Below are 22088 nucleotides of genomic sequence, written 5' to 3'. Positions count from 1 at the left end.
TCTTCTTGATTTACATTTATCGGCATTAAAAAATTACCCTGTAGAAAAAGAGAGGGTCATTATGTTGTGGAGTATTTTAAATTATTCCATTGGAGAACTTTCAATTTTTTTCATTTTGATTTTGTTTCTCTCAGATTTAAAAAGGATTTTCATTTTCTCTTTTTTTCATTTCTTCATTATGTTAAACAGCGGTCAATCTTTGCTTTACTTTTCGGAAAATTCAATATTATTGTTGATGTTTTTAAGTTTTATATGTAAACTAAGTATGCGTTTCTCGATGGTTATCACACTTTCAATTATGTTTTCTCAACTTATGGCAAAAGTGATCTCATTATTGATTGTTAGTAACTTATCTATATCCCCCACATCGCTGATTTTCACCCTTATATATTTGTCCATAAGCATACAATCAATATTCTTCATTTCATTCATTAATAAAGTATTTTCATCTGAAATTAGTAAAACACATAAAAGAATTATCCTAATGTTATTTTTGACCATTACATTATCGCTGTTTCTATCGTTGCTAAAACTCCCTAATAAATTTCATATATTTTTTCTAGCTCTCTTACCATTCCTGATTTACATACTGCTAACAAGATTGATTAAATTATTACAAGCTGATTCTAATCTGCTTTTAGAAAGAAAATACTCGAAAAAAATTGAAGATATCATACTCTCATTAAGAAGTAAAAAACATGACTTTTCAAACCACTTACACGTCATAAATCACTTATTTAAATCAAAAAGGTACGAGGATTTACATATATATTTGAATGAATTATGTGCGGATCTGGATGTTTCACAGACTTTAATTCATTTAAACAATAGTTCTATTGCCGGCCTATTACAGTCAAAATACGAGGCAGCTAAAAAAAGAAACTTATCCTTTCATATCGAGGTCAAACATTTAATGCCGAAAACGGGCATGCAAAACTATGAGCTAATACAAGTAATCGGCAATTTACTGGATAATGCATTTGATGCTGAATTTGAGGCAACAAAAAATCAAGATTCAATAGTTCCTCAAGTATCAGTTAGAATCAGTCAGCTTTTAAATTCATTTTTGGTTATTTCTGTTCATAATAAACATTCCGTTATACCTAAGCACAAACACACTCTTATTTTTAAAGAAGGATATTCTACAAAATATAAACATACCGGCCTAGGCTTAGCTTCAATCAAAAAAGTGATTGATAAAGCACAAGGACGGCTTGAAGTAAACAGTTCTGAAAAAAACGGCACTACCTTTTCAATTTTTATTCCTATAATAACTGATAAAATAATTGAAAAAGAAGGTGGACAAGTTGGTTAATGCAGTCATTGCTGAAGATAATCGCCATGTTATGGATATCCTGAAAAAATTTTTAATAAGAAAAAATGTAGAAATAGTAGGAGAAGCATCTGATGGTAAAACAGCCTTTCATTTAACCGATCAGCACCAGCCTCAGCTGTTATTTGTTGATATCGATCTCCCTCAGCTAGACGGCCTATCATTAGCTAAACTTGTAAAAACCAGATATCAGAATATAAAAATTATTTTCACTACAGGTTATAAGGAATATGCATGGAAAGCATTTGAAATTGATGCCATTGACTATTTAGTTAAACCGTTTACAGAAGAAAGGTTAAGTATTTGTTGGGAAAAAATTAAAAAGAACATACGGTTGAATTTGCATTTTGAACCTAAAGACTTTTTATTATTAAAGAATGATAGGGGAATTGATTTTGTCAAAACAAAAAATATTGTTTATATTACTTCCGAACAAAGATACACAAAATTTGTAACATTATCCCATGGTACAAAAAAAATTATAAAAACTCCTGAAACCTTGAAGTCAATACAAGAACAATTAGACCGTAAGAAATTCACTCGAACTCATAAGAGTTATATCGTAAATTTAGATTATGTCAAAAGAATTGAACCATCCGGTCAAACCTATATGATCTACTTTGATCAAATTAACGATTATGCGTATTTAAGCAAACACTACTTAAATCATGTATATGATATTTTACAATAGAAAAAATTATCCCTGTTAATACTTCTACCGTTTTAGTTACACTTTTTCAGGTGCAGCGCTTGCTGCATCTGTTTTTTTATTAGAGCGGTATTCTCTGTTACATATTGGGCATTGTAAGGAATATAAGGCTGGTTTCTAAGGAGGAAGCGGATGTCTAAACAAGGAAATTTTCAAAAATCAATGTCGTTGTTTGATCTGATTTTGATTGGGATGGGGGCCATCTTTGGGTCTGCTTGGCTGTTTGCCGTCAGTAATGTCGCTTCAAAAGCAGGACCCTCAGGCGCTTTTTCCTGGATCATCGGCGGAGCCATCATTTTGTTAATCGGGCTCGTGTACGCGGAGCTTGGAGCCGCTCTGCCTCGTACCGGAGGCATCATTCGATACCCCGTTTATTCACATGGCCACCTTGTCGGCTATTTAATTTCATTTGTCACAATTGTCGCTTACACAAGCCTTATTTCAATTGAAGTGACGGCTGTGCGTCAGTATGTGGCCTATTGGTTTCCCGGCCTGACCATAAAAGGATCTGATTCGCCGACCATTGCAGGCTGGATTTTGCAGTTTGCCTTGCTATGCTTGTTTTTCCTGCTGAATTATTGGAGCGTCAAAACTTTCGCTAAGGCGAATTTCATCATATCGCTTTTTAAATATATTGTCCCGATTACCATCATTATCGTGCTGATCTTTCATTTTCAGGCTGAGAATTTGTCTGTTGAAGGATTTGCACCGTTTGGTTTTACAGGTATTCAGGCTGCGATTTCGACAGGCGGCGTAATGTTTGCGTATCTCGGTCTGCACCCGATTGTGGCTGTTGCAGGTGAAGTGCAAAATCCAAAACGCAACATCCCAATCGCTTTAATCATTTGCATTATCGTTTCAACCATCATTTACACTGTTTTGCAGATCACCTTTATTGGTGCAATCCCGACAGAAACACTGAAAAATGGCTGGCCGGCAATCGCGCGGGAGTTCTCATTGCCGTTTAAAGATATTGCGATCATGCTCGGTTTAGGCTGGCTTGCAACGCTTGTCATTTTAGACGCCATTCTGTCTCCCGGGGGAAACGGGAATATTTTTATGAATACGACGTCTCGCCTCGTTTACGCCTGGGCGCGTAACGGCACATTATTTAGCATATTTTCAAAAGTGAATAAAGAAACGGGAACACCCCGTGCTTCACTCTGGCTTTCGTTTGCCATGTCAATTTTCTGGACGCTCCCCTTCCCTTCGTGGAACGCGCTTGTCAATGTCTGTTCTGTTGCGCTCATCCTTTCTTATGCAATTGCACCAATTTGTTCAGCAGCGCTGAGGGTCAATGCGAAGGACTTAAACAGGCCGTTTTATTTAAAAGGAATGGGCATCATCGGACCGCTTTCCTTTATTTTTACGGCGTTTATCGTGTATTGGTCAGGATGGACAACCGTTTCCTGGCTGCTCGGTTCACAGCTCGTGATGTTTTTAATCTATCTCTGCTTTAGAAAATATGCGCCTCAAGAGGATGTCAGCCTTGCCCAGCAGCTGAAATCAGCGTGGTGGCTTGTCGGGTTTTATATCATGATGCTGATCTTTTCCTACATCGGCTCTTTCGGACACGGTTTAGGCATCATCAGCAATCCTGTCGACCTCATTTTAGTCGCCATCGGTTCACTTGCGATTTTCTACTGGGCAAAGTATACCGGGCTCCCGAAAGCCGCTATTGATTATGATAAATAAAGAAGCAAGAATTTTTCTTGCTTCTTTCTTCTTTACAAACACACATACCCGCGATAAAATGAATGATAGTCAGTCATTACAGGAGGTGTTCCTCATGCCAAAACAAACATCGGGCAAATATGAAAAAATTCTGCAGGCTGCCATTGAAGTTATTTCTGAAAAAGGTCTCGATAAGGCCTCTATTTCTGATATTGTCAAAAAGGCCGGCACTGCCCAAGGAACGTTCTACTTGTATTTCTCATCTAAAAATGCCCTTATTCCGGCAATTGCAGAAAATCTTCTCACCCATACGCTGGACCAAATCAAAGGAAGGCTGCATGGAGACGAGGATTTTTGGACCGTTTTAGATATATTAATTGATGAGACATTTCTCATTACCGAACGCCATAAGGATATTATCGTCCTCTGTTACTCTGGGCTTGCGATCGACCACTCCATGGAAAAATGGGAGACGATCTATCAGCCTTATTATTCTTGGCTTGAAAAAATCATCAATAAGGCCATTGAAAACCTTGAGGTAATGAAAGGAATCAATGCAAAATGGACAGCAAGAACGATTATCAACTTGGTTGAGAACACTGCAGAACGATTCTATATCGGGTTTGAACAAGATGAAAATGTCGAAGTGTATAAAAAAGAAATCTTTACTTTCTTAAAACGAAGTTTAGGTACTGCTTAAAAAATGACTGGGTAACACCGCTCATTTTTTAATGGTTCAAAAATGACTGACGTTCATTCATAAACTAGAGAGGTGCTTCATATGAATTGGGTGCTTGTTTTTATTGCAGGACTTTTAGAAGTTATTTGGGCGTCTTCCCTCAAACATGCCGATTCGCTTTTGGATTGGGTCATCATTTTTATCTTAATCGCAATCAGCTTTATCCTGTTGATCCGCTCTTATCAAAAAATTCCGATGGCCGCGGCATACACTGTATTTGTCGGAATCGGAACCGTCGGAACATACATCACCGGTATTGTTTTGGGCGAATCCTTTTCAGCAGCGCAAATGTTCTTTTTAGCTTTATTGCTGGCCGGTATTTTAGGAATGAAGCTCTTTACAAAAGAAAGCAAATCACAGCCGGGAGGTGAAAAATAATGGCATGGTTTTTATTAGTGGTTGCCGGCATAGAAGAAATTATAGCTGCTGTGGCCATGAAATATATCGACGGTACAAGAAAAAAATGGCCGATCATTGTGATGACGATTGGATTTGGCTTATCCTTTTACTGCCTTTCACAAGCGATGCTGATCCTGCCTGCCGGAGTCGCTTATGCCGTCTGGACTGGCATTGGCAGTATTGGCGTTTCGGCGGTCGGGTTCATCTGGTTTAAGGAGCGTTTTCAGCTTTCACAGGTGATTTCTCTTTGCCTAATCCTCACCGGCGTCATCGGCCTGCGTCTTACGGCTTAATCATAAGATAAGGGCATATACAACTGTATATGCCCTTGCCATTAATCGTCTTGGTGCTTTTGAAGATGAAGCGGCGGCGGGATGAGCCAGCCTTTGTTTTTTAGTAATCTTAAGTATTTTGCGCCGGTTGCCGCTTTCGATACATGGAATTGCCCAAACATCATGGCAATATCCTCACGAATTGACTGTCCCATAATTTTGCTGCATGTCACAAGGCCTGCAGCATTTTGCGCTGCCGCAGAGGCCGCCACATCCGGATCAAGAAACCGCGCACCCGGCGGAATATCTTTAAGATCTGCAGCAGGCGGTTCAGGAGAAGCCGGCGGGAGCGCCACCCCGTTTTCTTTCAGGATCGCACTGATCTGTTTCACTTCATCTTGGCACTTCTCAATGGATTCACGAAGCAGCTTCTTCAAGTCGTCATCACCGACATGATGCAATAACATCTGGTAATTGCCGACCATTTTATTGCCCGCCATCACATAACTCCACAAGCTGAATACCTCACCGTAATGCATCGGTTCATCCTGCGGATTTCCGCTTAAAATACCCATGTTCATCCTCCTCGCAAATTCAATATCACACATCCCATAACGTGCCCGAGAGGAGGAAAATTTATGTTACGTTGAGAAAGATTTTTGAAACAAAACAAAAAAGACAAGAGCGGCGAAATGCCAAACCCTTGTCTTTCCTGTTGTTCTATTGGACGCGCTCGGAGGGATTCGAACCCCCGACAGACGTGGTACCGGAAACCACCGCTCTATCCAACTGAGCTACGAGCGCATATGACTGCGTTATGAGAACGTCAGCACAACTAATTATACGATAATTCCATTGAAATAACAACCCTCTATTTCAAGAGGCCGTTTTTTAGATCAGATACATCATCTTATTTGGCAATCTAACATACGATGGTTTGAACACCTGTATTTTTGGGGAAAATGGGAAAAAGAGACGACTTTGCATATCTAGCCAGCTTTTTGTTTGACCTTTATTGACCAAAAATGTATCATGTAACTACATACTTACCTAAAAGGTGAAGGAGGAGCATTATGAATTTAATACCTACAGTCATTGAACAAACGAACCGCGGGGAAAGAGCGTATGACATTTATTCTCGTCTATTAAAGGATCGTATCATCATGCTTGGATCTGCGATTGATGACAACGTTGCGAACTCCATCGTGTCACAGCTTTTATTCTTAGAAGCAGAAGACCCTGAAAAAGATATTTCTATTTACATCAACAGCCCGGGCGGCTCTATCACAGCTGGTATGGCGATCTATGATACCATGCAGTTTATTAAGCCAAAGGTATCTACAATTTGTATCGGTATGGCTGCATCAATGGGCGCGTTCCTGCTTGCTGCCGGCGAAAAAGGCAAACGCTATGCGCTTCCAAATAGTGAAGTCATGATTCACCAGCCTCTTGGCGGTGCGCAAGGTCAGGCAACAGAAATTGAAATTGCCGCGAAACGCATTCTCTTGCTTCGCGACAAATTAAACAAAGTTCTTGCTGAGCGTACTGGCCAGCCGCTTGAAGTGATCGAACGCGATACAGACCGCGATAACTTCAAGTCTGCTGAAGAAGCGCTTGAATACGGCCTGATTGATAAAATTCTGACTCGCAACACAGATGAGCAAAAGTAATACTGTAACCTGCAAGAGCTATGTCTCTTGCAGGTTTTTTTCTTTGAAGGCATTCATCCTCTAACGCTTCTTAAAAATGTTTGATTCTATACTGCTCCCATTCCTCATTCAACAGCTCAAGCGTCAAATCACGACTTTGCCTCACAATCAGATCAGCGCCAAGCATTGACTCTTCATGACCGACTCCAACCGCAAACATCCCAGCAGATTTGATTGCGGAAATGCCTGCTTCAGCGTCTTCTATTGCTGCACAATCAGCCGGGGAAACGCCGAGCAGCGCTGCAGCTGTTAAAAAGATTTCGGGATCAGGTTTTCCGTTCGCGAGAGCTGTCGGGTCAACAATGGCATGAAAATCATCCATAATCCCCAAACGTGTTATAATCTCGGGCGCATTACGACTTGAAGACGCTAACCCGATTTTTATATTTTCACCTTTTAATTCACAAAGAAGCCTGCCGATTCCCGGCAAAAGATTTTCCGGCGTCAATTTGCTGATCAACGTTTGATAATATTGATTTTTTAGGTGCATAAGTTTTTGTTTCTCCGCATTTGTATACTTTGTTTCCGCACCGCCAAAGGTAAGTATGCTTTCAAGTGACTCTTCTCTGCTGATTCCTTTTAGGCTTTCATTCACACTTCTGTCAAAGGGAATATCGATTTGTTCCGCGATGTGCCTCCAAGCGAGAAAATGATATTCAGCAGTATCTGTTATCACTCCATCTAAATCAAAAATGACTGCTTTCATATGCTAATGCCCATCACAGCTTCATAAGGTTCGAGACAAATGCTCTTTAAGTAAGCCGGCTCCTGCGAGCAGTTGGAAATCAGCACTTTCCAACGCTCATGAATCAGTTCCGCAGGCGCCTCGAAGAGAGCCTTGTCTTCCGACAAATTCACAACGACGAGAAGCTTTTCCCCTCGATATTCACGGAGGTAAGAAAAGATTTGCGGATCATTCTCCTGCAGCAGCTGATAATCTCCATATACCATGACCTTATATTGCTTTCGTAATTGAATAAGCTTCTGATAGTAATAGAAAATCGAATCTTGATCTTCCAGGGACTCTTTCACATTGATATCTTGATAGCGGGAATTTACTGCTATCCAAGGGGCTCCGGCTGTGAAGCCCGCATGTTTTCCGGCATCCCATTGCATTGGTGTTCTCGCATGATCCCGTCCTTTTTTCGTCACGGCTTTTAGAAACTCTTTTTCTGACATCGTTTTGTTTTCGATGACTAGTTCACGATATGCATTTTTTATTTCAAGATCGTCATACATCTCCAGCGGCATATCACTGTTGACCATGCCGATTTCTTCTCCCTGGTAAATAAACGGTGTTCCTTTCATCCCGTGGAGAACCGTTGCAAATGCTTTTGCACACTGTTTTCGCAGCTTGCCGTCATTGCCCCAGCGGGAAATAACCCTCGGCTGATCATGGTTTTCAAAATACAAGGTATTCCAGCCGACATTCATTAACCCGGTCTGCCATCTTGTCATCGTCTTTTTTAAAGCAATCACATCAAACGGCTTGATCTGCCATTTCCCATTTGGCGAGTTTTGTTCTGTATCAATATCCATATGTTCAAATGTAAAGATCATATTCAACTCTTGCCTGTTTGCATCTGTGTACTTTTTCGCCTCTTCAATATCAGAGCCGTTTGCCTCTCCGACCGTCATGCAGTCGTAATGAGAAAGCACTTCCCTGTTCATCTCTTGAATAAATTCATGAAGGCGGGGGCCATTCGAATGATAACGTCCGACGATATAGCTGCGGCTGCTATCTGTTTCGTAGTCTGGAAAATCGGTGTACTTGGAAATGGAGCCGATCACATCCATCCGCCAGCCGTCAACGCCTTTATCCATCCAAAATCTCATCAAATCATAAACTTCCCGGCGTACCGCTTCATTTTCCCAATTTAAATCAGGCTGTTTTTTCGAAAAGTAGTGCAAATAATACTGCCCTGTCCCTTCATCGAACGTCCACGCCGGGCCTGAGAAGATCGATCCCCAATTATTCGGCTCTGAGCCGTCCGGTTTCGGATCTTTCCAAAAATAATAATCACGGTAAGGATTGTCCTTTGACTTACGGCTTTTAGCAAACCAGGCATGCTCATCTGACGTGTGGTTCACGACCAAATCCATGATGATTTTCATACCTCGTTGGTGCACTTCATCAATTAACTGAAACATATCTTTATTTGTCCCAAATTTTTCGTACATGTTTCTGTAGTCGCTGATGTCATAGCCGTTGTCATCCTGCGGGGAATCAAACACCGGGGAGAGCCAGATCACATCCGCCCCGAGATTTTTGATATAATCCAGCTTTTGAATCACGCCTTGCAAATCCCCGAATCCATCTCCATTAGAATCATAAAAACTGCGCGGGTAAATTTGATAAACGACAGCTTCTTTCCACCATTTACTCATCAGGCGTTCTCCTTTCACATCGTCCATTTAGGACAAGCGGTTCCTCATAAACTATCATGTGCAGCGGCTCGCCTCTTAAAAGCTCAAAGATGGCGCTCATTTCGTCAACCGTAACATTGATTAATCGGTTTCGATAATTGATTTTGAACGAATATCCGTCCCATTCTTTCGGCAAAAACGGAGCAAATGACAGCGTCTCATTCCTGATGCGCATGCCCGCAAAGCCCTGAACGATCGCGAGCCAGCTTCCCGTCATTGATGTAATATGCAGGCCTTCTTCCGTGTCATGATTGTAATTGTCGAGATCAAGCCTTGCTGTACGCTTACATAACTCAAGCGCTTTCTTTTCCATCTTGAGTTCGGCGGCGAGAACCGCATGGACAGAGGGCGACAGGCTTGATTCATGAACAGTCATTGGTTCATAAAATTCAAAGTTTCGCCTTTTTTCTTCCATTGTAAAACGGTCATGAAAAAGGTAAATGCCTTGAAGCACATCTGCCTGCTTAATAAAATTGGAGCGGAGAATCTTGTCCCAGGACCAATTCTGATAAAGAGGTCGCTCAGCTGGATCTAATTCGTCCGCTGATTGCAGGTCTTTGTCCAAGAATGTGTCATGCTGAATAAAAATTTGCAGTTCTTCACTATACGGATAGTACATGTGCTGGATGATATTTCTCCAGGCCTTCAACTCTTCTTCCTGCACATCAAGCAGGCGGCGTTTTTCCGTTGAGATACTTTCGAGATTTTCTAATGTATACTCCAACGTCCAAGCCGCAATTACATTTGTATACCAATTGTTGTTGACATTGTTTTCGTATTCATTCGGCCCTGTGACGCCGTGGATCATATACTTGTTTTTTCGTTTCGAGAAGTGAACGCGGTCGGCCCAAAACCTGCTGACTTCCACGAGTACGTCTATTCCGTATTCTTTCATATAGCCATGGTCGCCTGTATATTGGACATAATTGCAGATCGCATAGCAAATCGCGCCATTGCGGTGAATTTCTTCAAAGGTGATCTCCCATTCGTTGTGGCATTCATCACCAGTGAACGTCACCATCGGGTAAAGTGCCCCCTTCATCCCCAGTTTGGCGGCATTCCGTTTAGCTGCCTCCAAATGATGATAGCGGTACAAAAGCAGGTTTTTCGTCACCTCCGGCTCGGCTGTCGCCAAATACATGGGCACGGCATATGCCTCAGTATCCCAATATGCGGCACCTCCGTATTTTTCGCCAGTAAATCCTTTCGGTCCGATATTCAAACGGGCATCGCCCCCGTAATATGTCGAAAATAACTGAAAGATATTGTAGCGGATTCCTTGCTGAAGTTCCTCATCCCCTTTAATCTCTATGTCCGCTTTCGCCCATCTTTCCTTCCATTGAGCAGTGTGCCTCCGTTTTGCTTCTTCATAGCCGTTTTCAAGAACACCTGCCAAAAGCTCCTTGGCTTTCGGTAAAAGCTCTGCCTCCCGTAAATCACGAGAAGTCGTGACAATAATAAATTTTTTCAAAGAAGCCTTCGTTTGGTAACTGTAGCGATTCTCGACATACATCCCAGCTGTGTGAGAGCTTTCATTGACAAAACCCTCTGTCACGTTTGCCATTGTCGCTGAAACAGTAAAGCGCGGTGTTCCAAATCGATTTTCGATCGTTTTTGTGACTAAATGGCCTCGGTGAGGATCAGCCTCTTTCGCTTCTTCCTGCCAAAACTGTTCTTGGTAGTTAGAATCTTCATTTGTAACATTTCCATCCAGGTAAGGAACAAGCGTAATAACAGCATCTTCTGTCAGGCACTCCGCTTCATAATGAATCGCACAAAGCTCTTTTACGGCAAGGCTAAGAAATCGCTCGGATCTGATTCTGACGATTTTATCCTGAATGCGGACAACAGCGCTTCGCCGCAGAATCCCCTCTTTCATATTGAGTTCTAACTCAAATGATTCGATTTGGTTCTGATAGAGATCGACTTTTTCACCGTCTACATATAGGCCTATGCCAATAAAGTTCATCGCATTGATCACTTTTCCGAAATATTCTGGATACCCGTTTTTCCACCAGCCCACTCGCGTTTTGTCAGGGAACCACACCCCTGCAATATATGTGCCTTGGTGGCTGTCGCCTGAATAGCCTTCTTCAAAATTCCCTCTGACTCCCATATAGCCGTTAGCAAGAGACGTCAGGCTTTCCTGCAGCCGTGTGTGCTCCTTCTGAAATGTATGTGTTTTGATTTTCCATTCATCAATCTCGAATAACCGCTGATTTATCATAATTTCCTCCCGAATGTAAGTTTCCATTATAACGGCGGGTTTTGGCCAAATATCTAAATGCAAAAGAGATCATCAAAGTGACGCCACACGAATGGATCATCAATACAGTGATCAAGTCAAAATGAATCATACCGACAGCAGCTGCCACAAATGCCGGCAGTGCTGATGCACAGATCGCCATAGATGCCGCTTCCTTGAATGACGCAATAGAGATCATGTTTGATATTTTTGTGATCCAGATGCCCCCCGCAAGAACAGCCATTAAAAAAAGCTGAATCATAAAAATCACCGCATATGCCAGCATCATGATCATCGGCTTATACTGTGCCAACCACAATGTATCGATTAAAGCCTCTACATCATGAACGTTCGGTTTCTTGAGCTTAGCGTCCATTTTTGCATAGCCAACAGAAAATCCCGTTCCGTTTTGATCGGCGATCACCAGTTGATCAGATTGAAATACGATGGCGTTATCATATCCAGTTACTTTCAATCGCCCATTTTCACCGCTTGTCTGATATTCATGCTTCATATCTAACGCCAGCAAATTCTGTCCATCTTCAATCTGCCCAGAGCTCTTCCCGCCTGTCAATTTTCCGTTTCTGATTTGAAAACCTTGTAATTGATCAGCAAATTGATCATTAACCTTTTGAATCGCTGACGGCATGAAAGATGTAACACTGAAGCGATCCATTTTTATAAACGAAACCGTAAACGGCGCCATCAAGCAGGCTGTTAAAAACATAAAAAGAAAAGAGAGCTGCAGCCAGCTAAATGTGTTCCCGTAACGGCAAACACCTGACGGAGATGCAGCCGCTTTCAGGCAGCGGATAATATAGCTTTCATTTTTCATCGAATTACCCCTTTGTTCCGCCGGCTGTCAGCCCGGACACAAAGTTCTTTTGGAGAAAAAAGAACAAGACGCATATCGGCAGTGCAGCCAATATAGCTCCGGCCGCAAACAGGGCGACTTTTTGCTGCTGCGGATTTGAAATGAAGGACTGCAATCCTACAGCGATGGTCAGCCTTTCTGGTGAGCGAAGCAAAAACTTTGCCAGCAAATAGTCGCCGAACGGGGCCATAAACGCCCAAAGCGCTTGCACCGCGAGCATTGGCTTAACAAGCGGCAGCACAATTGAAGCGAAAATCCTCAGATGTCCCGCTCCATCAATTCGCGCGGCTTCATCAATTTCTCTCGGCACAGTATCAAAATAACCTTTCATCAGCCACGTGTTCATCGGAATTCCGCCGCCGATATAAATCGCTGTCAAAAACCAGTATTGATCGAGTGCGCCTATCAGCATCGCCAGAACGTAAAAAGCAGTTAGCGCTGCCATCGTCGGCACCATTTGAATGATTAAAAAGAATACCAGACTCTTTTTTCGGCCTGCAAACCGATAACGGCTGTACGTATACCCGGCAAGCGTCACAATCGTAACCTGCAATACCATGACCGATAACGCGATGACAAGTGTATTGCTGTACCAATGAAGATAAAGCGTCTCGTCAAACAGCCGCTTAAAATGATCCAAAGTCCAAGAACCCGAAAAATCGAGTTGAAAAGCTGCCGCATTTCCCACACGGAAAGCGGATGATGCCGTAATCAGCAACGGATAAATAATGACAATACTTAAAAGCGTCAAAAATAAATAGGTACAGATTCTATTAAGCATTCTGGCAGTTCTCGCGTTCACCTACATAACCTCCTCATTGCCAAAAGCATTCGATTTTTTGAAAGCAATCAGAGAAATTCCAATGACAATGAAAGAAATTAACAGTGTAACAGCCGCCGCTACGGAATATTGCGGTGATGTGCCTGTTGTCAGTTTATAAATCCAAGAAATTAAGATATCGGTCGACCCGGCCCCGGCTCCCGCGCTGCCCGGTCCTCCCTCATTAAATAAGTAGATGATCGAGAAATTATTGAAATTAAACGTATACTGGGTAATCATCACGGGTGCTGTCGCAAATAAAATCATCGGGAATGTAATATGCCGAAAGCGCTGAATAAAAGTGGCCCCGTCAATCTTTGCCGCTTCATACAATTCACCTGGAATCGCCTGAAGCACTCCCGTTACCATGACATAAATATAGGGAAAGCCGAGCCAGGTCTGAATCATAATGAGGGCTGTCTTTGTCCAGAAAGGATCAGTCTTCCACGCAATCGCCGGCAGCTCTACAAACGGCAGGTGATTTAATAATGGAATCACCTGCGCATTCACCGCCCCTATGCTGTCGTTAAACATGTTGGAAAAACTCATGATTGTAATAAAAGCCGGAACAGCCCATGGAAATAAGAAAATCATTCGGAAAATCCGCTTGCCTTTTATAAAATCCTGATTGACGAAAAGTGCCGTCACGATACCCAAAATGATTTGCAGCGTTGTTGCACAGATTGTCCAGATGATCGTCCAGCCGAGAACATTTACAAATGTTTCACGATAGGAGCCGAGGAAAAAAATATTCAAGAAATTTTTAAAACCGACCCAGTCAATCAGACTGTTAGGCGGAATATGATAAAAATCATAGTTTGTACATGCAACAAACAGAGTCACTAAAACTGGAAAAATAATTACAAACACCATCATGATATATGCCGGCAGTGTAAATAAATATGGAAACCCTTTATCACCCGCATGACAGATCATATCCTTGGCCGTTGTATTGACCTCCAAACCCGCCGCTTTCATAGCGGCGGTCTTACGCGAATCATGAATATTAAAGATATAGAACATGAGGAAAATCAGCGTCACGATCAATTGCAGCGTGCCTTCAATCAGCATAAACAGTGAATGGTCTTCACCGGGAACACTTCCCAATGTAATCAATCCAGTGAGCGCCTGAATGCCGAAAACGCATAATTCAAAAGCAAACAAACCTGTGATGGCAAGAAACAAGATTCCCTTTGAAAACTGCTGATTCGCAATCTGCCCAAGTCCTGGAATGATTGATAAAAGCCCTGCCTTTCGTTTTTGCTTTGCAAGTGTGTGGTGTGTATTCATTATTTCGCCCTCTATTCTTCCGGACGCTACCCCGCCGTTTTATTTCACATACTTTTCTTTGATGTTTTCCTTTATGACGTTTACAGCATCATTCGCTGATGTTTGCGCCGCTTTTTTTCCTGACACTGCGTCAAAAATCAAACTTTCCGCTCCCGTCCATACCTCAGCCATTTCCGGAATATTCGGAGTCGGTGTCGCTGTTTCATATTGTTTAATCACAGCTGACGTCAGCTCATTTTTTTGCTCATCCGCTTTCTTCCTTGCAGCTGTATTAGCCGGAACTTCGTTTGTATCCTCATAAAAAGCGTAAGCATTGGCATCATTTGTAGCATATTCAAGCCATTTTTCAGCCAGTTCGGGTTCTTTTGTATATTTTGATGCAACCCAGCCCTTCCCGCCGGCAAAAGGGGCATATTCTTCTCCATTTGGCAATGTCGGAATGGGAGCCGCTCCGTAGTTCAATTTGGCCTCTTTATAGTTGGCAGCTGACCAAGGTCCGCCGATGATCGCAGCCGCTTTTCCATCTAAAAACATCTGCTGAATAAAATCGTCAGCGCTTGAATTGTCTTGCATGCCTTTTGGCCAATAGGTTTTAAACCATTTCTCCGCATATTTCACTGCTTCTACAGCCTCTTTATTATTCAGGCCGATGTCCCCGGAATCTGTGCCGTTTTTTCCAAATACGTATCCGCCATAACCGGCCAACAACCCGTACGACATATAAAAGTCAGTCCATTTCGCTAAAAAGCCGGTTGATTTTCCTTTTTCTGAAGCAAACGCAAACCGGGAATCCCCCGTTAATGTTTCCAGATCTTTAAATGTTTTTGGTGCTGTTTGTAAGAGATCTTTGTTGTAATACAAAACTAGTGTTTCAATGACTAGCGGCATTCCATACACCTTGCCGTCAACCGTCACCTGCTGCATCTCTTTATCTCCGAAACTTTTTGTATTAGATGGCTTAATATCAAGCAAATGTCCTTGCTGGCCCAAACCGCCGATCCGGTCGTAGGCGGCAAGCATCACATCAGGTGCATTACCCGCCGGGCCATCAAGAGGAAGCGCTTCCAACTGCTCGAACATTTGCTTTTCAACGACTTTTATTGTGACATCATTCTCTTTTTCGAATGTTGCTTTCATGCTTTCAATGTATTCTTTATAGGTCTCTTCGACAGACACAGTCAGGACCTTTTTGCCATCAGAGCTTGCCGGATCTTTTGAATTAGAACAGGCGGCAAGGCCAAATGTCAGAACTGATGCCGCCAATAAGGCGAACCCCTTTTTAAAAAGTATCATCTTGTTTCCCCCTTCTATTTATGAATCTAAAACAATTGTATTGTTCTATAGAAAGCGGTTACAACAACTTTTGATTTGTTACCGATAACAGAATTTAAACAGGGACGGCAGCACCCAAAATAAAAAATTCTCCCGGCTGAACGGCAATTACATCGTGATGATGAAGCGGCTGCTCTGTCCATACATCGTAGATTTTTTTATTCCTTTCAATATTCAAATCTCGCAAACTGACATGTCGGGTCGCGTCCCCCTGATTAAAGAAATAAATCAGTGTTTTTTCATCAAGATTCCGTGAAAAGCTAATAAAATTGTTTTGGTCATCCAGCAAATTCCACTCAAGACTTCCCTCAGTCAATAAAGTGTTTTCCTGTTTGCGTAAAGCAATCAATCGTTTCATAAATCGCAGCATGTCTCGGTTTTGCTTCTCTTTTTCCCAAACCATACATTTCCGGCATAATGGATCATTTTCGCCGTCCAGCCCGATTTCCGTTCCGTAATAGATGCATGGTGAACCTGTCTGGGCAAACATAAAGGCCAGCAAAGCCCGTGCTTTTTTCTCGTCATGTCGGCATCTGGTCAAAAGGCGTTTTGTATCATGGCTATCCAGTAAATTAAACATCACCTCATTGACCTGCTTCATCCCATTCATTAAATGCGCATTTACACGGTGGGCCATACGCGAGGCTGGAATCGTCCCGTCAGCAAAATATTCAATCATAGGCTCTGTAAAAGGATAGTTCATCACCGCATGAAATTCATCTCCTCTAAGCCAAGGTTCGGCAGAATGCCAGATCTCCCCTAAAATATAAACGTCAGGCTTTTCTGCTGAGACGGCTTGCCTGAATGTCTTCCAAAAAACGTGATCCACTTCATTTGCCACATCCAAACGCCAGCCGTCAATGTCAAATTCACGAATCCAGTACAAAGCAATATCAAGCAAATATCTCTGTACTTCAGGATTAGCCGTATTGAGCTTCGGCATATCAGGTGTAAACGCAAACCTATCATAATTGTCTTCTTTGACAGGAAAAGAGTGAATATGAAACCAGTTTTTATAACGGGATTGAGCTCCGTTTTTCACGACATCCTGCCATTGCGGAGAAGCGCTGCCTATATGATTAAAAACAGCATCAAGCATAATTCTCATCCCCCGCTGATGAAGCTGGCTGACCAATGTACGAAAAAGCTTCGGATCTCCAAAATGCGGGTCAATGGAATAGTAATCCAGCGTGTCGTATTTATGATTAGAAGGCGCGGAAAAGATTGGAGTCAAATAAACTCCGTTTACGCCTAAATCCTCTAAATAATCAAGCTTGTCAATCATCCCTTGCAAATCGCCTCCAAAAAAATCATTGACATCCGGATCTTTGCTCCCCCAAGGTAATGCATTCTCCGGTGACAAGTCTTCTCTTCCATTCGCAAAACGCTCTGGAAAAATTTGATACCAAACCGTTGATTTGGCCCACTCAGGCGCTTGGAATGTATCAGCCTCGTGAACAAATGGAAGTTTAAAATAATAATGGGTCGTCTCCAGCGTTTTTTCGTTATGAGGGCATACACCTGAACTTCCGAAAAAGATGTCTTCTTGATGGTCTGATATAACAAACGCATATTGCAAACGCCTATATGGCGGCACCACTTCAGCAAACCAATAATCATGCAAGTCTGTTGCGGCCATTTTCCTCATCGGCTGCTCGTTTGCCGCCCACCTGCCATCGTTGTACTCATAAGGATCGCCCCAAATCAATCGAATGTGATCGGCATCACCTTTTTTCGTCCGAATCTTGATATGCACTCTCCGCCCGTCATAAGAATAAGCATCAGAACTGAACGGCTGATGATGAATCGCTGCATATTCCATCATGTCTCCTCCTTTGAATCCCGTTTTATTTAGGCCGGCTCTTAGTGAAAGTATCATGATGAAATAGCAGGAACAATCCTTTTTACCTTGTTACCGATAACAGAATAAAGCTCTTACAAAGTTGATTCACGTACAATTAACTCCGGCTCAAAAAATAGATTTCCTTGAGCAGCACCGTCTTCATTCATTTTTTTCAATAGCATTCTCGCACAGGCTTCCCCCATTTCTACAACAGGCTGTCTGACCGTAGTCAACCGGGGCGAGGAAATGCGATCAAGAAAAACACCGTCATTCCCGGTCACCGCAACATCTTCCGGAATTCGTTTTCCAAGCGATTGCGCCGCACGAATGACGCCGAGTGCGATTCGATCGGACGCGCAGACAAATGCGGCCTGGTTATCCAGGGATTTCAGCACTTCTCTTGCAAGGCATTCACTTTTCTTAGAACTATTGTCGATCCGATACAGATTCGTTTTTCTAAAGCTTTCATTCATCGCCCGAATATAGCCCTGTTCTCTTGAACGTTCAAAAGGCTCATCTAAATCGATGCCAAAAAAGACAACTTCCCGCTCCCCCAGTCCCATAACATGGCGGGTTGCCATAAAAGTGCCTTTCTCGTTATTTACATCGATAAAGTCATAGCCCATTTCATTTTGCCCAAATACGACCAGCGGTTTTTCAATAGCTTTGATCACACCTTCAAAATCGGTCTTTCTCAACCCGGTGGCAATAATGCCGTCGCATTGGCCAATATTGAGAGAGTTTCTTGTCACAAGCTGCAGAGCATAATGATTGCGATCCAGCTCCCGGCTGATTCCGGTCAGCAGGTTCATGTAATATGGTTCAGTCGTATCCATTTCCTCAAGAATCAACAGTTTGACAACCTGTGTTCTGTTTTGAACAAGCGCTCTCGCCGCATAATTAGGGATGTAATTCAGCTCTTTCATCGCAGAATGAACAAGCTTTTTCAATTCATCTGTCACCGTCTCAGGATGATTGATCACTCGTGATACCGTCATTTTCGAAACATTTGCTTTTTTTGCCACATCTGACAATGTTGCCATTTTCATCCCCCTCCTTACCTGTGCTTATTATCCAAACTAGTGAAAAAGTCCTTTATTACTGCTAAATACGATGCAGGCAAAAGAGAAGTAAAAAAGAGATTTCCCTTAAGGAAATCTCACTTTGTTAAAAAAACTCGATTTTTAATGAATTCTCTGCCCGGCAATAGACCAAATACGCTAGGTGGCGGACTCATTCTCTCCTCTTCCACGTGAAAGTCTCTTTTTAAATTTCTGTCCACTTTTTCTCTAAAATCGGATAAGAGTAGTTCTGCATTTGCTCAATTAACTCATCCGGCCGCGACGAGCTGTGGATCAGTTTTAGATGAGAATCGTTAGAAAATCCTTCTTGAATGCTGTATTTGACCATTTTCATCATTGGTTCAAAATATCCGTTGACATTGTACAGTCCGATTGGCTTTTGGTGGATGCCGATCTGCGCCCAACAAAGCACTTCAAATAATTCTTCATATGTACCGAAGCCGCCCGGCATGGCGATAAAGCCGTCCGCCAGCTCGCTCATTTTGGCTTTTCGTTCATGCATCCCGTTTACTTCAATCAGCTCAGTCAGGTTCTGATGGACAACCTCCCCGCTGAACAAGCCGCTCGGCATGACCCCGATTGCAGTTCCGCCGTTTTCCATAATCGCATCAGCAATCGTGCCCATCAAGCCTACGCGGGAACCCCCATAGACAAGGCCGATTCCCTGCTCAGCCATATACGCTCCAAGCTCTGCCGCTTTTCGTTTATACGCTTCATTCCCCCCCGGGTTTGAGCCCGCAAATACACAAATGGTTTTCATCTTTGTCATCTCCGTATCTATATATCGTATCAAACATTCAAAAATACACTATATATTGTCCCATCTTCATGTGATAATATCAATATGAAATACATAAAGAATGCAGGAGTGATGATGGTGCAGCTGGCTGATGCAGAAAAATGGATGAAAGAGTTTTACAAAAAAAGAGGCTGGACAGAATACGGACCGTTTATTCGAGTCGGCTTTTTAATGGAGGAAGCCGGAGAGCTGGCCCGGGCTGTCAGGGCATATGAGATCGGCAGAGACCGGCCGGATGAGAAGGAATCGACACGAGCTGAGCAAAAACAAGAATTGATTGAAGAAATGGGAGATGTCATCGGAAATATCGCTATTCTTGCTGATATGTACGGAGTTTCTTTAGAAGACGTGATGAAAGCCCACCAAGAAAAACTGACAAAACGATTTGAGCATGCATAAAAAAGCGGCCGCAATGGCCGCTTTTTTTAACCTGTGATTTCATCATGGTGATCAAAGAAATGCTGCTTCCCTATTTTGTGAAATAGGCCTGTTTTATGCAGCAGCTCCTTCGGCTGCGATTGCAGTCCTACAATCATCAGCTTTCCATTGTGACGTTTAATTCTGTTCATAACATTCCCAAGCACTGCTTCAGCCGACGTATCCATGTAGTGCACCTTATTCATGAGCAGGATAAGGGTCTTCGGCTTTTTCTGTACATGCTCCAGCAATGAAGATTCAAGGGAATCAATTGATCCGAAAAACAGCGGCCCTTCTATGGCATACATGCTGACAGATGGATCTTCTCTCTTCGCCAGAACAGGATGCGATTCCTGATTGTGGATGCGTGTCGCTTCGCTCATTCTTCTGATAAAGAACACAAATGCGAGCAGCAAGCCGGTTGCCACACCGACGATTAAGTCAAACAGAACCGTTAGCGCAAAGGTCGCTGCCAAAATAAAGGAATCAGCGTTTTTCAGTCTCAGCATGTTTGCGACTTCCTTGCGCTCACTCATATTCCATGCGACAACCATGAGAATCGGCGCCATACTGGCAAGCGGCACATGAGATGCATAAGGCGCGAATACGAGCAAGACAAGAAGAACGACTACACCGTGAACGACGCCGGAAACAGGAGAAACCGCTCCGTTTTTAATATTGGTTGCCGTTCTGGCAATCGCTCCTGTTGCCGGGATTCCGCCGAACAGCGGCGCAGCCATATTCGCAATCCCCTGGCCGACAAGCTCTTTGTTGCTGTCATGCTTTGAGCCCTTCATGTTATCAGCGACCATTGCGGACAAAATGGACTCAAGGCCGCCAAGAAGCGCGATGACAAGCGCTGCCGGAAACAGCATAACCATTTTATCCAATGTAAGCTCAGGAAACTGAAATTCCGGCAAATGGCGAGGAATTTCTCCATAAGTTGACCCGATCGTTGCCATGCGGTCAGGGAAAAACACAACCGCGACCAGTGTGGAAATCAGAAGCGCCAATAAAGCGCCCGGTACTTTAGGCATCACTTTGGCAGATACAAGCAAAATGACAAGCCCGATCACTGCTGTCAGAATGGCATACACGTTAAAGGTGCCGAGCTTCTGTGCGATTTCAAACATGTTGTGATGAAAGTTCTCATGTTTTTCAACATTTCTTAAACCGAGAAAATTAGCGATTTGCTCAGTAAAGATCAGCACGGCAATTCCGGCTGTAAAACCGACGATAACAGGTTTCGGCACGAATTTCATTATTTTTCCGAGCTTAAACAGCCCGAACAGCACCAGCATCACCCCTGCCATAAACCCTGCAATCAGCAGGTTCTCCAAGCCGTACTGTATCACAATGCCAAATAGAATCGGGACAAAGGCGCCTGTCGGACCGCCAATTTGATATTTGGATCCCCCAAACAAAGAAATACAAATCCCTGCCACAACAACAGTGTACAGCCCGTATTCAGGCTCGACTCCCGAGGCAATGGCAAACGCCATCCCTAAAGGAATTGCCACGACACCTACTACGATACCTGCAATCAGGTCTTTCTGAAATTTCTGTAAATTGTATCCCTTGAATCTCCCTGAGAATCGCATATTTTGTTATAACCTCCCTTATGAATGTGTGTTTATGAGCTCAGTTTCATAACCGTTAATGACGACATCAAGTTTTCCTGTTTCAGGGTGAATGACAAGCCCGTGCACCGGCACCTTTTTCGGCAGCAGCGGATGATTCTTGATCATATTCACACTGTGGGAAACGCTTTCTTCTACGCTGTGAAAGCCGGTCAGCCATGATTTCAAATCGAGTCCGGCGCTCGACAGCAAATTCAGGCAGCTTTCTTCCACCCCGCGTTCCTTTGCTTTCTCGAGAATCGAAGTTGCATTTAATCCTGACATCCCGCACTCATGGTGACCGACAATGCACACCTCTTCAGCCTGCAATTCATAAATCGCAACCAGTATGCTTCGCATCACGCTTCCAAATGGGTGAGAAACGATGGCTCCCGCGTTTTTTACAATTTTAGCATCACCGTTTTTAAGCCCCATTGCTTGCGGAAGAAGTTCTGTGAGCCGTGTATCCATACAGGTGACAATGACGAGCTTTTTTGAAGGAAAT

At 43.0% G+C, this 22088-nt stretch carries 21 protein-coding genes and 1 tRNA gene; 8 read left to right on the top strand and 14 right to left on the bottom strand.

Features of this window, described 5'->3' with window-relative positions:
- The 6 genes from RAC86_RS17975 to RAC86_RS17950 form a co-directional block, all read left to right on the top strand.
- Positions 1-1315 (top strand): sensor histidine kinase (locus RAC86_RS17975; protein ID WP_377885913.1); only part of this gene is annotated, 1315 nt, incomplete at its 5' end.
- Entirely contained in the window at positions 1308-2024 is a 717-nt protein-coding gene (locus tag RAC86_RS17970; RefSeq protein ID WP_072565311.1) for a LytR/AlgR family response regulator transcription factor, read from the top strand. The genes RAC86_RS17975 and RAC86_RS17970, both read left to right, overlap by 8 nt.
- A 150-nt stretch (positions 2025-2174) precedes the next feature.
- Complete coding sequence (gene aspP / locus RAC86_RS17965; RefSeq protein ID WP_014115255.1) at positions 2175-3737, top strand: aspartate/proton symporter AspP; 1563 nt, start codon at positions 2175-2177, stop codon at positions 3735-3737.
- Positions 3738-3831: 94 nt separating this feature from the next.
- Positions 3832-4416 (top strand): TetR/AcrR family transcriptional regulator, encoded by a 585-nt coding sequence (locus RAC86_RS17960; RefSeq protein ID WP_061187873.1) that lies wholly within the window; start codon positions 3832-3834, stop codon positions 4414-4416.
- An 81-nt stretch (positions 4417-4497) separates the two neighbouring features.
- Positions 4498-4833 carry a DMT family transporter gene (locus RAC86_RS17955; RefSeq protein ID WP_072565312.1) on the top strand — a complete coding sequence of 112 codons (336 nt, stop codon included), beginning with the start codon at positions 4498-4500 and terminating at the stop codon, positions 4831-4833.
- Positions 4833-5147 (top strand): DMT family transporter, encoded by a 315-nt coding sequence (locus RAC86_RS17950; RefSeq protein ID WP_014115258.1) that lies wholly within the window; start codon positions 4833-4835, stop codon positions 5145-5147. Before RAC86_RS17955 ends, RAC86_RS17950 begins: the two co-directional genes overlap by 1 nt.
- Positions 5148-5188: 41 nt before the next feature.
- On the opposite strand, the gene RAC86_RS17945 is transcribed toward RAC86_RS17950, so the two are convergent.
- A complete protein-coding gene (locus tag RAC86_RS17945; RefSeq protein ID WP_014115259.1) occupies positions 5189-5701 on the bottom strand; it encodes a DUF3231 family protein in 513 nt (170 codons plus the stop codon).
- Between the two features lie 153 nt (positions 5702-5854).
- A tRNA-Arg gene (locus RAC86_RS17940) sits at positions 5855-5930 on the bottom strand.
- Positions 5931-6199: 269 nt separating this feature from the next.
- Between RAC86_RS17940 and clpP the strand changes: the two genes are divergently transcribed.
- Entirely contained in the window at positions 6200-6796 is a 597-nt protein-coding gene (gene clpP / locus RAC86_RS17935; protein WP_014115260.1) for an ATP-dependent Clp endopeptidase proteolytic subunit ClpP, read from the top strand.
- A gap of 70 nt (positions 6797-6866) precedes the next feature.
- Here clpP and pgmB read toward each other — a convergent pair whose 3' ends face one another.
- From pgmB to RAC86_RS17885, 10 genes are all read right to left on the bottom strand, one after another.
- A complete protein-coding gene (gene pgmB, locus RAC86_RS17930) occupies positions 6867-7541 on the bottom strand; it encodes a beta-phosphoglucomutase (RefSeq protein ID WP_072565313.1) in 675 nt (224 codons plus the stop codon).
- Positions 7538-9223 (bottom strand): glycoside hydrolase family 13 protein, encoded by a 1686-nt coding sequence (locus RAC86_RS17925; RefSeq protein ID WP_072565314.1) that lies wholly within the window; start codon positions 9221-9223, stop codon positions 7538-7540. Before RAC86_RS17925 ends, pgmB begins: the two co-directional genes overlap by 4 nt.
- A complete protein-coding gene (locus tag RAC86_RS17920; RefSeq protein WP_072565315.1) occupies positions 9216-11489 on the bottom strand; it encodes a glycoside hydrolase family 65 protein in 2274 nt (757 codons plus the stop codon). The genes RAC86_RS17925 and RAC86_RS17920 overlap by 8 nt, the downstream gene beginning before the upstream one ends.
- Positions 11461-12342 carry a DUF1189 domain-containing protein gene (locus RAC86_RS17915; RefSeq protein WP_072182631.1) on the bottom strand — a complete coding sequence of 294 codons (882 nt, stop codon included), beginning with the start codon at positions 12340-12342 and terminating at the stop codon, positions 11461-11463. Before RAC86_RS17915 ends, RAC86_RS17920 begins: the two co-directional genes overlap by 29 nt.
- A 4-nt stretch (positions 12343-12346) precedes the next feature.
- Positions 12347-13183, bottom strand: a complete 837-nt coding sequence (mdxG, locus tag RAC86_RS17910) for a maltodextrin ABC transporter permease MdxG (RefSeq protein ID WP_072182632.1) — start codon at positions 13181-13183, stop codon at positions 12347-12349.
- Positions 13184-14491 carry a maltodextrin ABC transporter permease MdxF gene (gene mdxF, locus RAC86_RS17905; RefSeq protein WP_014115266.1) on the bottom strand — a complete coding sequence of 436 codons (1308 nt, stop codon included), beginning with the start codon at positions 14489-14491 and terminating at the stop codon, positions 13184-13186.
- Positions 14492-14530: 39 nt separating this feature from the next.
- On the bottom strand, positions 14531-15784 hold the full coding sequence (gene mdxE, locus RAC86_RS17900; protein ID WP_072565316.1) for a maltodextrin ABC transporter substrate-binding protein MdxE: 1254 nt from the start codon (positions 15782-15784) through the stop codon (positions 14531-14533).
- A gap of 94 nt (positions 15785-15878) precedes the next feature.
- Positions 15879-17648, bottom strand: coding sequence for a glycoside hydrolase family 13 protein (locus RAC86_RS17895; protein ID WP_072565317.1), 1770 nt, complete (start codon positions 17646-17648; stop codon positions 15879-15881).
- Between the two features lie 110 nt (positions 17649-17758).
- A complete protein-coding gene (locus RAC86_RS17890) occupies positions 17759-18709 on the bottom strand; it encodes a LacI family DNA-binding transcriptional regulator (RefSeq protein WP_072565318.1) in 951 nt (316 codons plus the stop codon).
- 223 nt (positions 18710-18932) lie between these two features.
- On the bottom strand, positions 18933-19508 hold the full coding sequence (locus RAC86_RS17885; protein WP_061187866.1) for an LOG family protein: 576 nt from the start codon (positions 19506-19508) through the stop codon (positions 18933-18935).
- A gap of 117 nt (positions 19509-19625) precedes the next feature.
- Here RAC86_RS17885 and RAC86_RS17880 point away from each other — a divergent pair, with 117 nt between their 5' ends.
- A complete protein-coding gene (locus RAC86_RS17880) occupies positions 19626-19946 on the top strand; it encodes a MazG nucleotide pyrophosphohydrolase domain-containing protein (protein ID WP_072566782.1) in 321 nt (106 codons plus the stop codon).
- A 26-nt stretch (positions 19947-19972) separates the two neighbouring features.
- Here RAC86_RS17880 and RAC86_RS17875 read toward each other — a convergent pair whose 3' ends face one another.
- On the bottom strand, positions 19973-21565 hold the full coding sequence (locus RAC86_RS17875; protein WP_014115272.1) for a SulP family inorganic anion transporter: 1593 nt from the start codon (positions 21563-21565) through the stop codon (positions 19973-19975).
- Between the two features lie 18 nt (positions 21566-21583).
- Positions 21584-22088, bottom strand: a 505-nt coding sequence (locus tag RAC86_RS17870; RefSeq protein ID WP_377885912.1) for a beta-class carbonic anhydrase, incomplete at its 5' end; no start/stop codon positions are given.

Source organism: Bacillus sp. LR_5, assembly GCF_042709275.1.
This window is presented reverse-complemented; position numbering and strand designations above follow the sequence as displayed.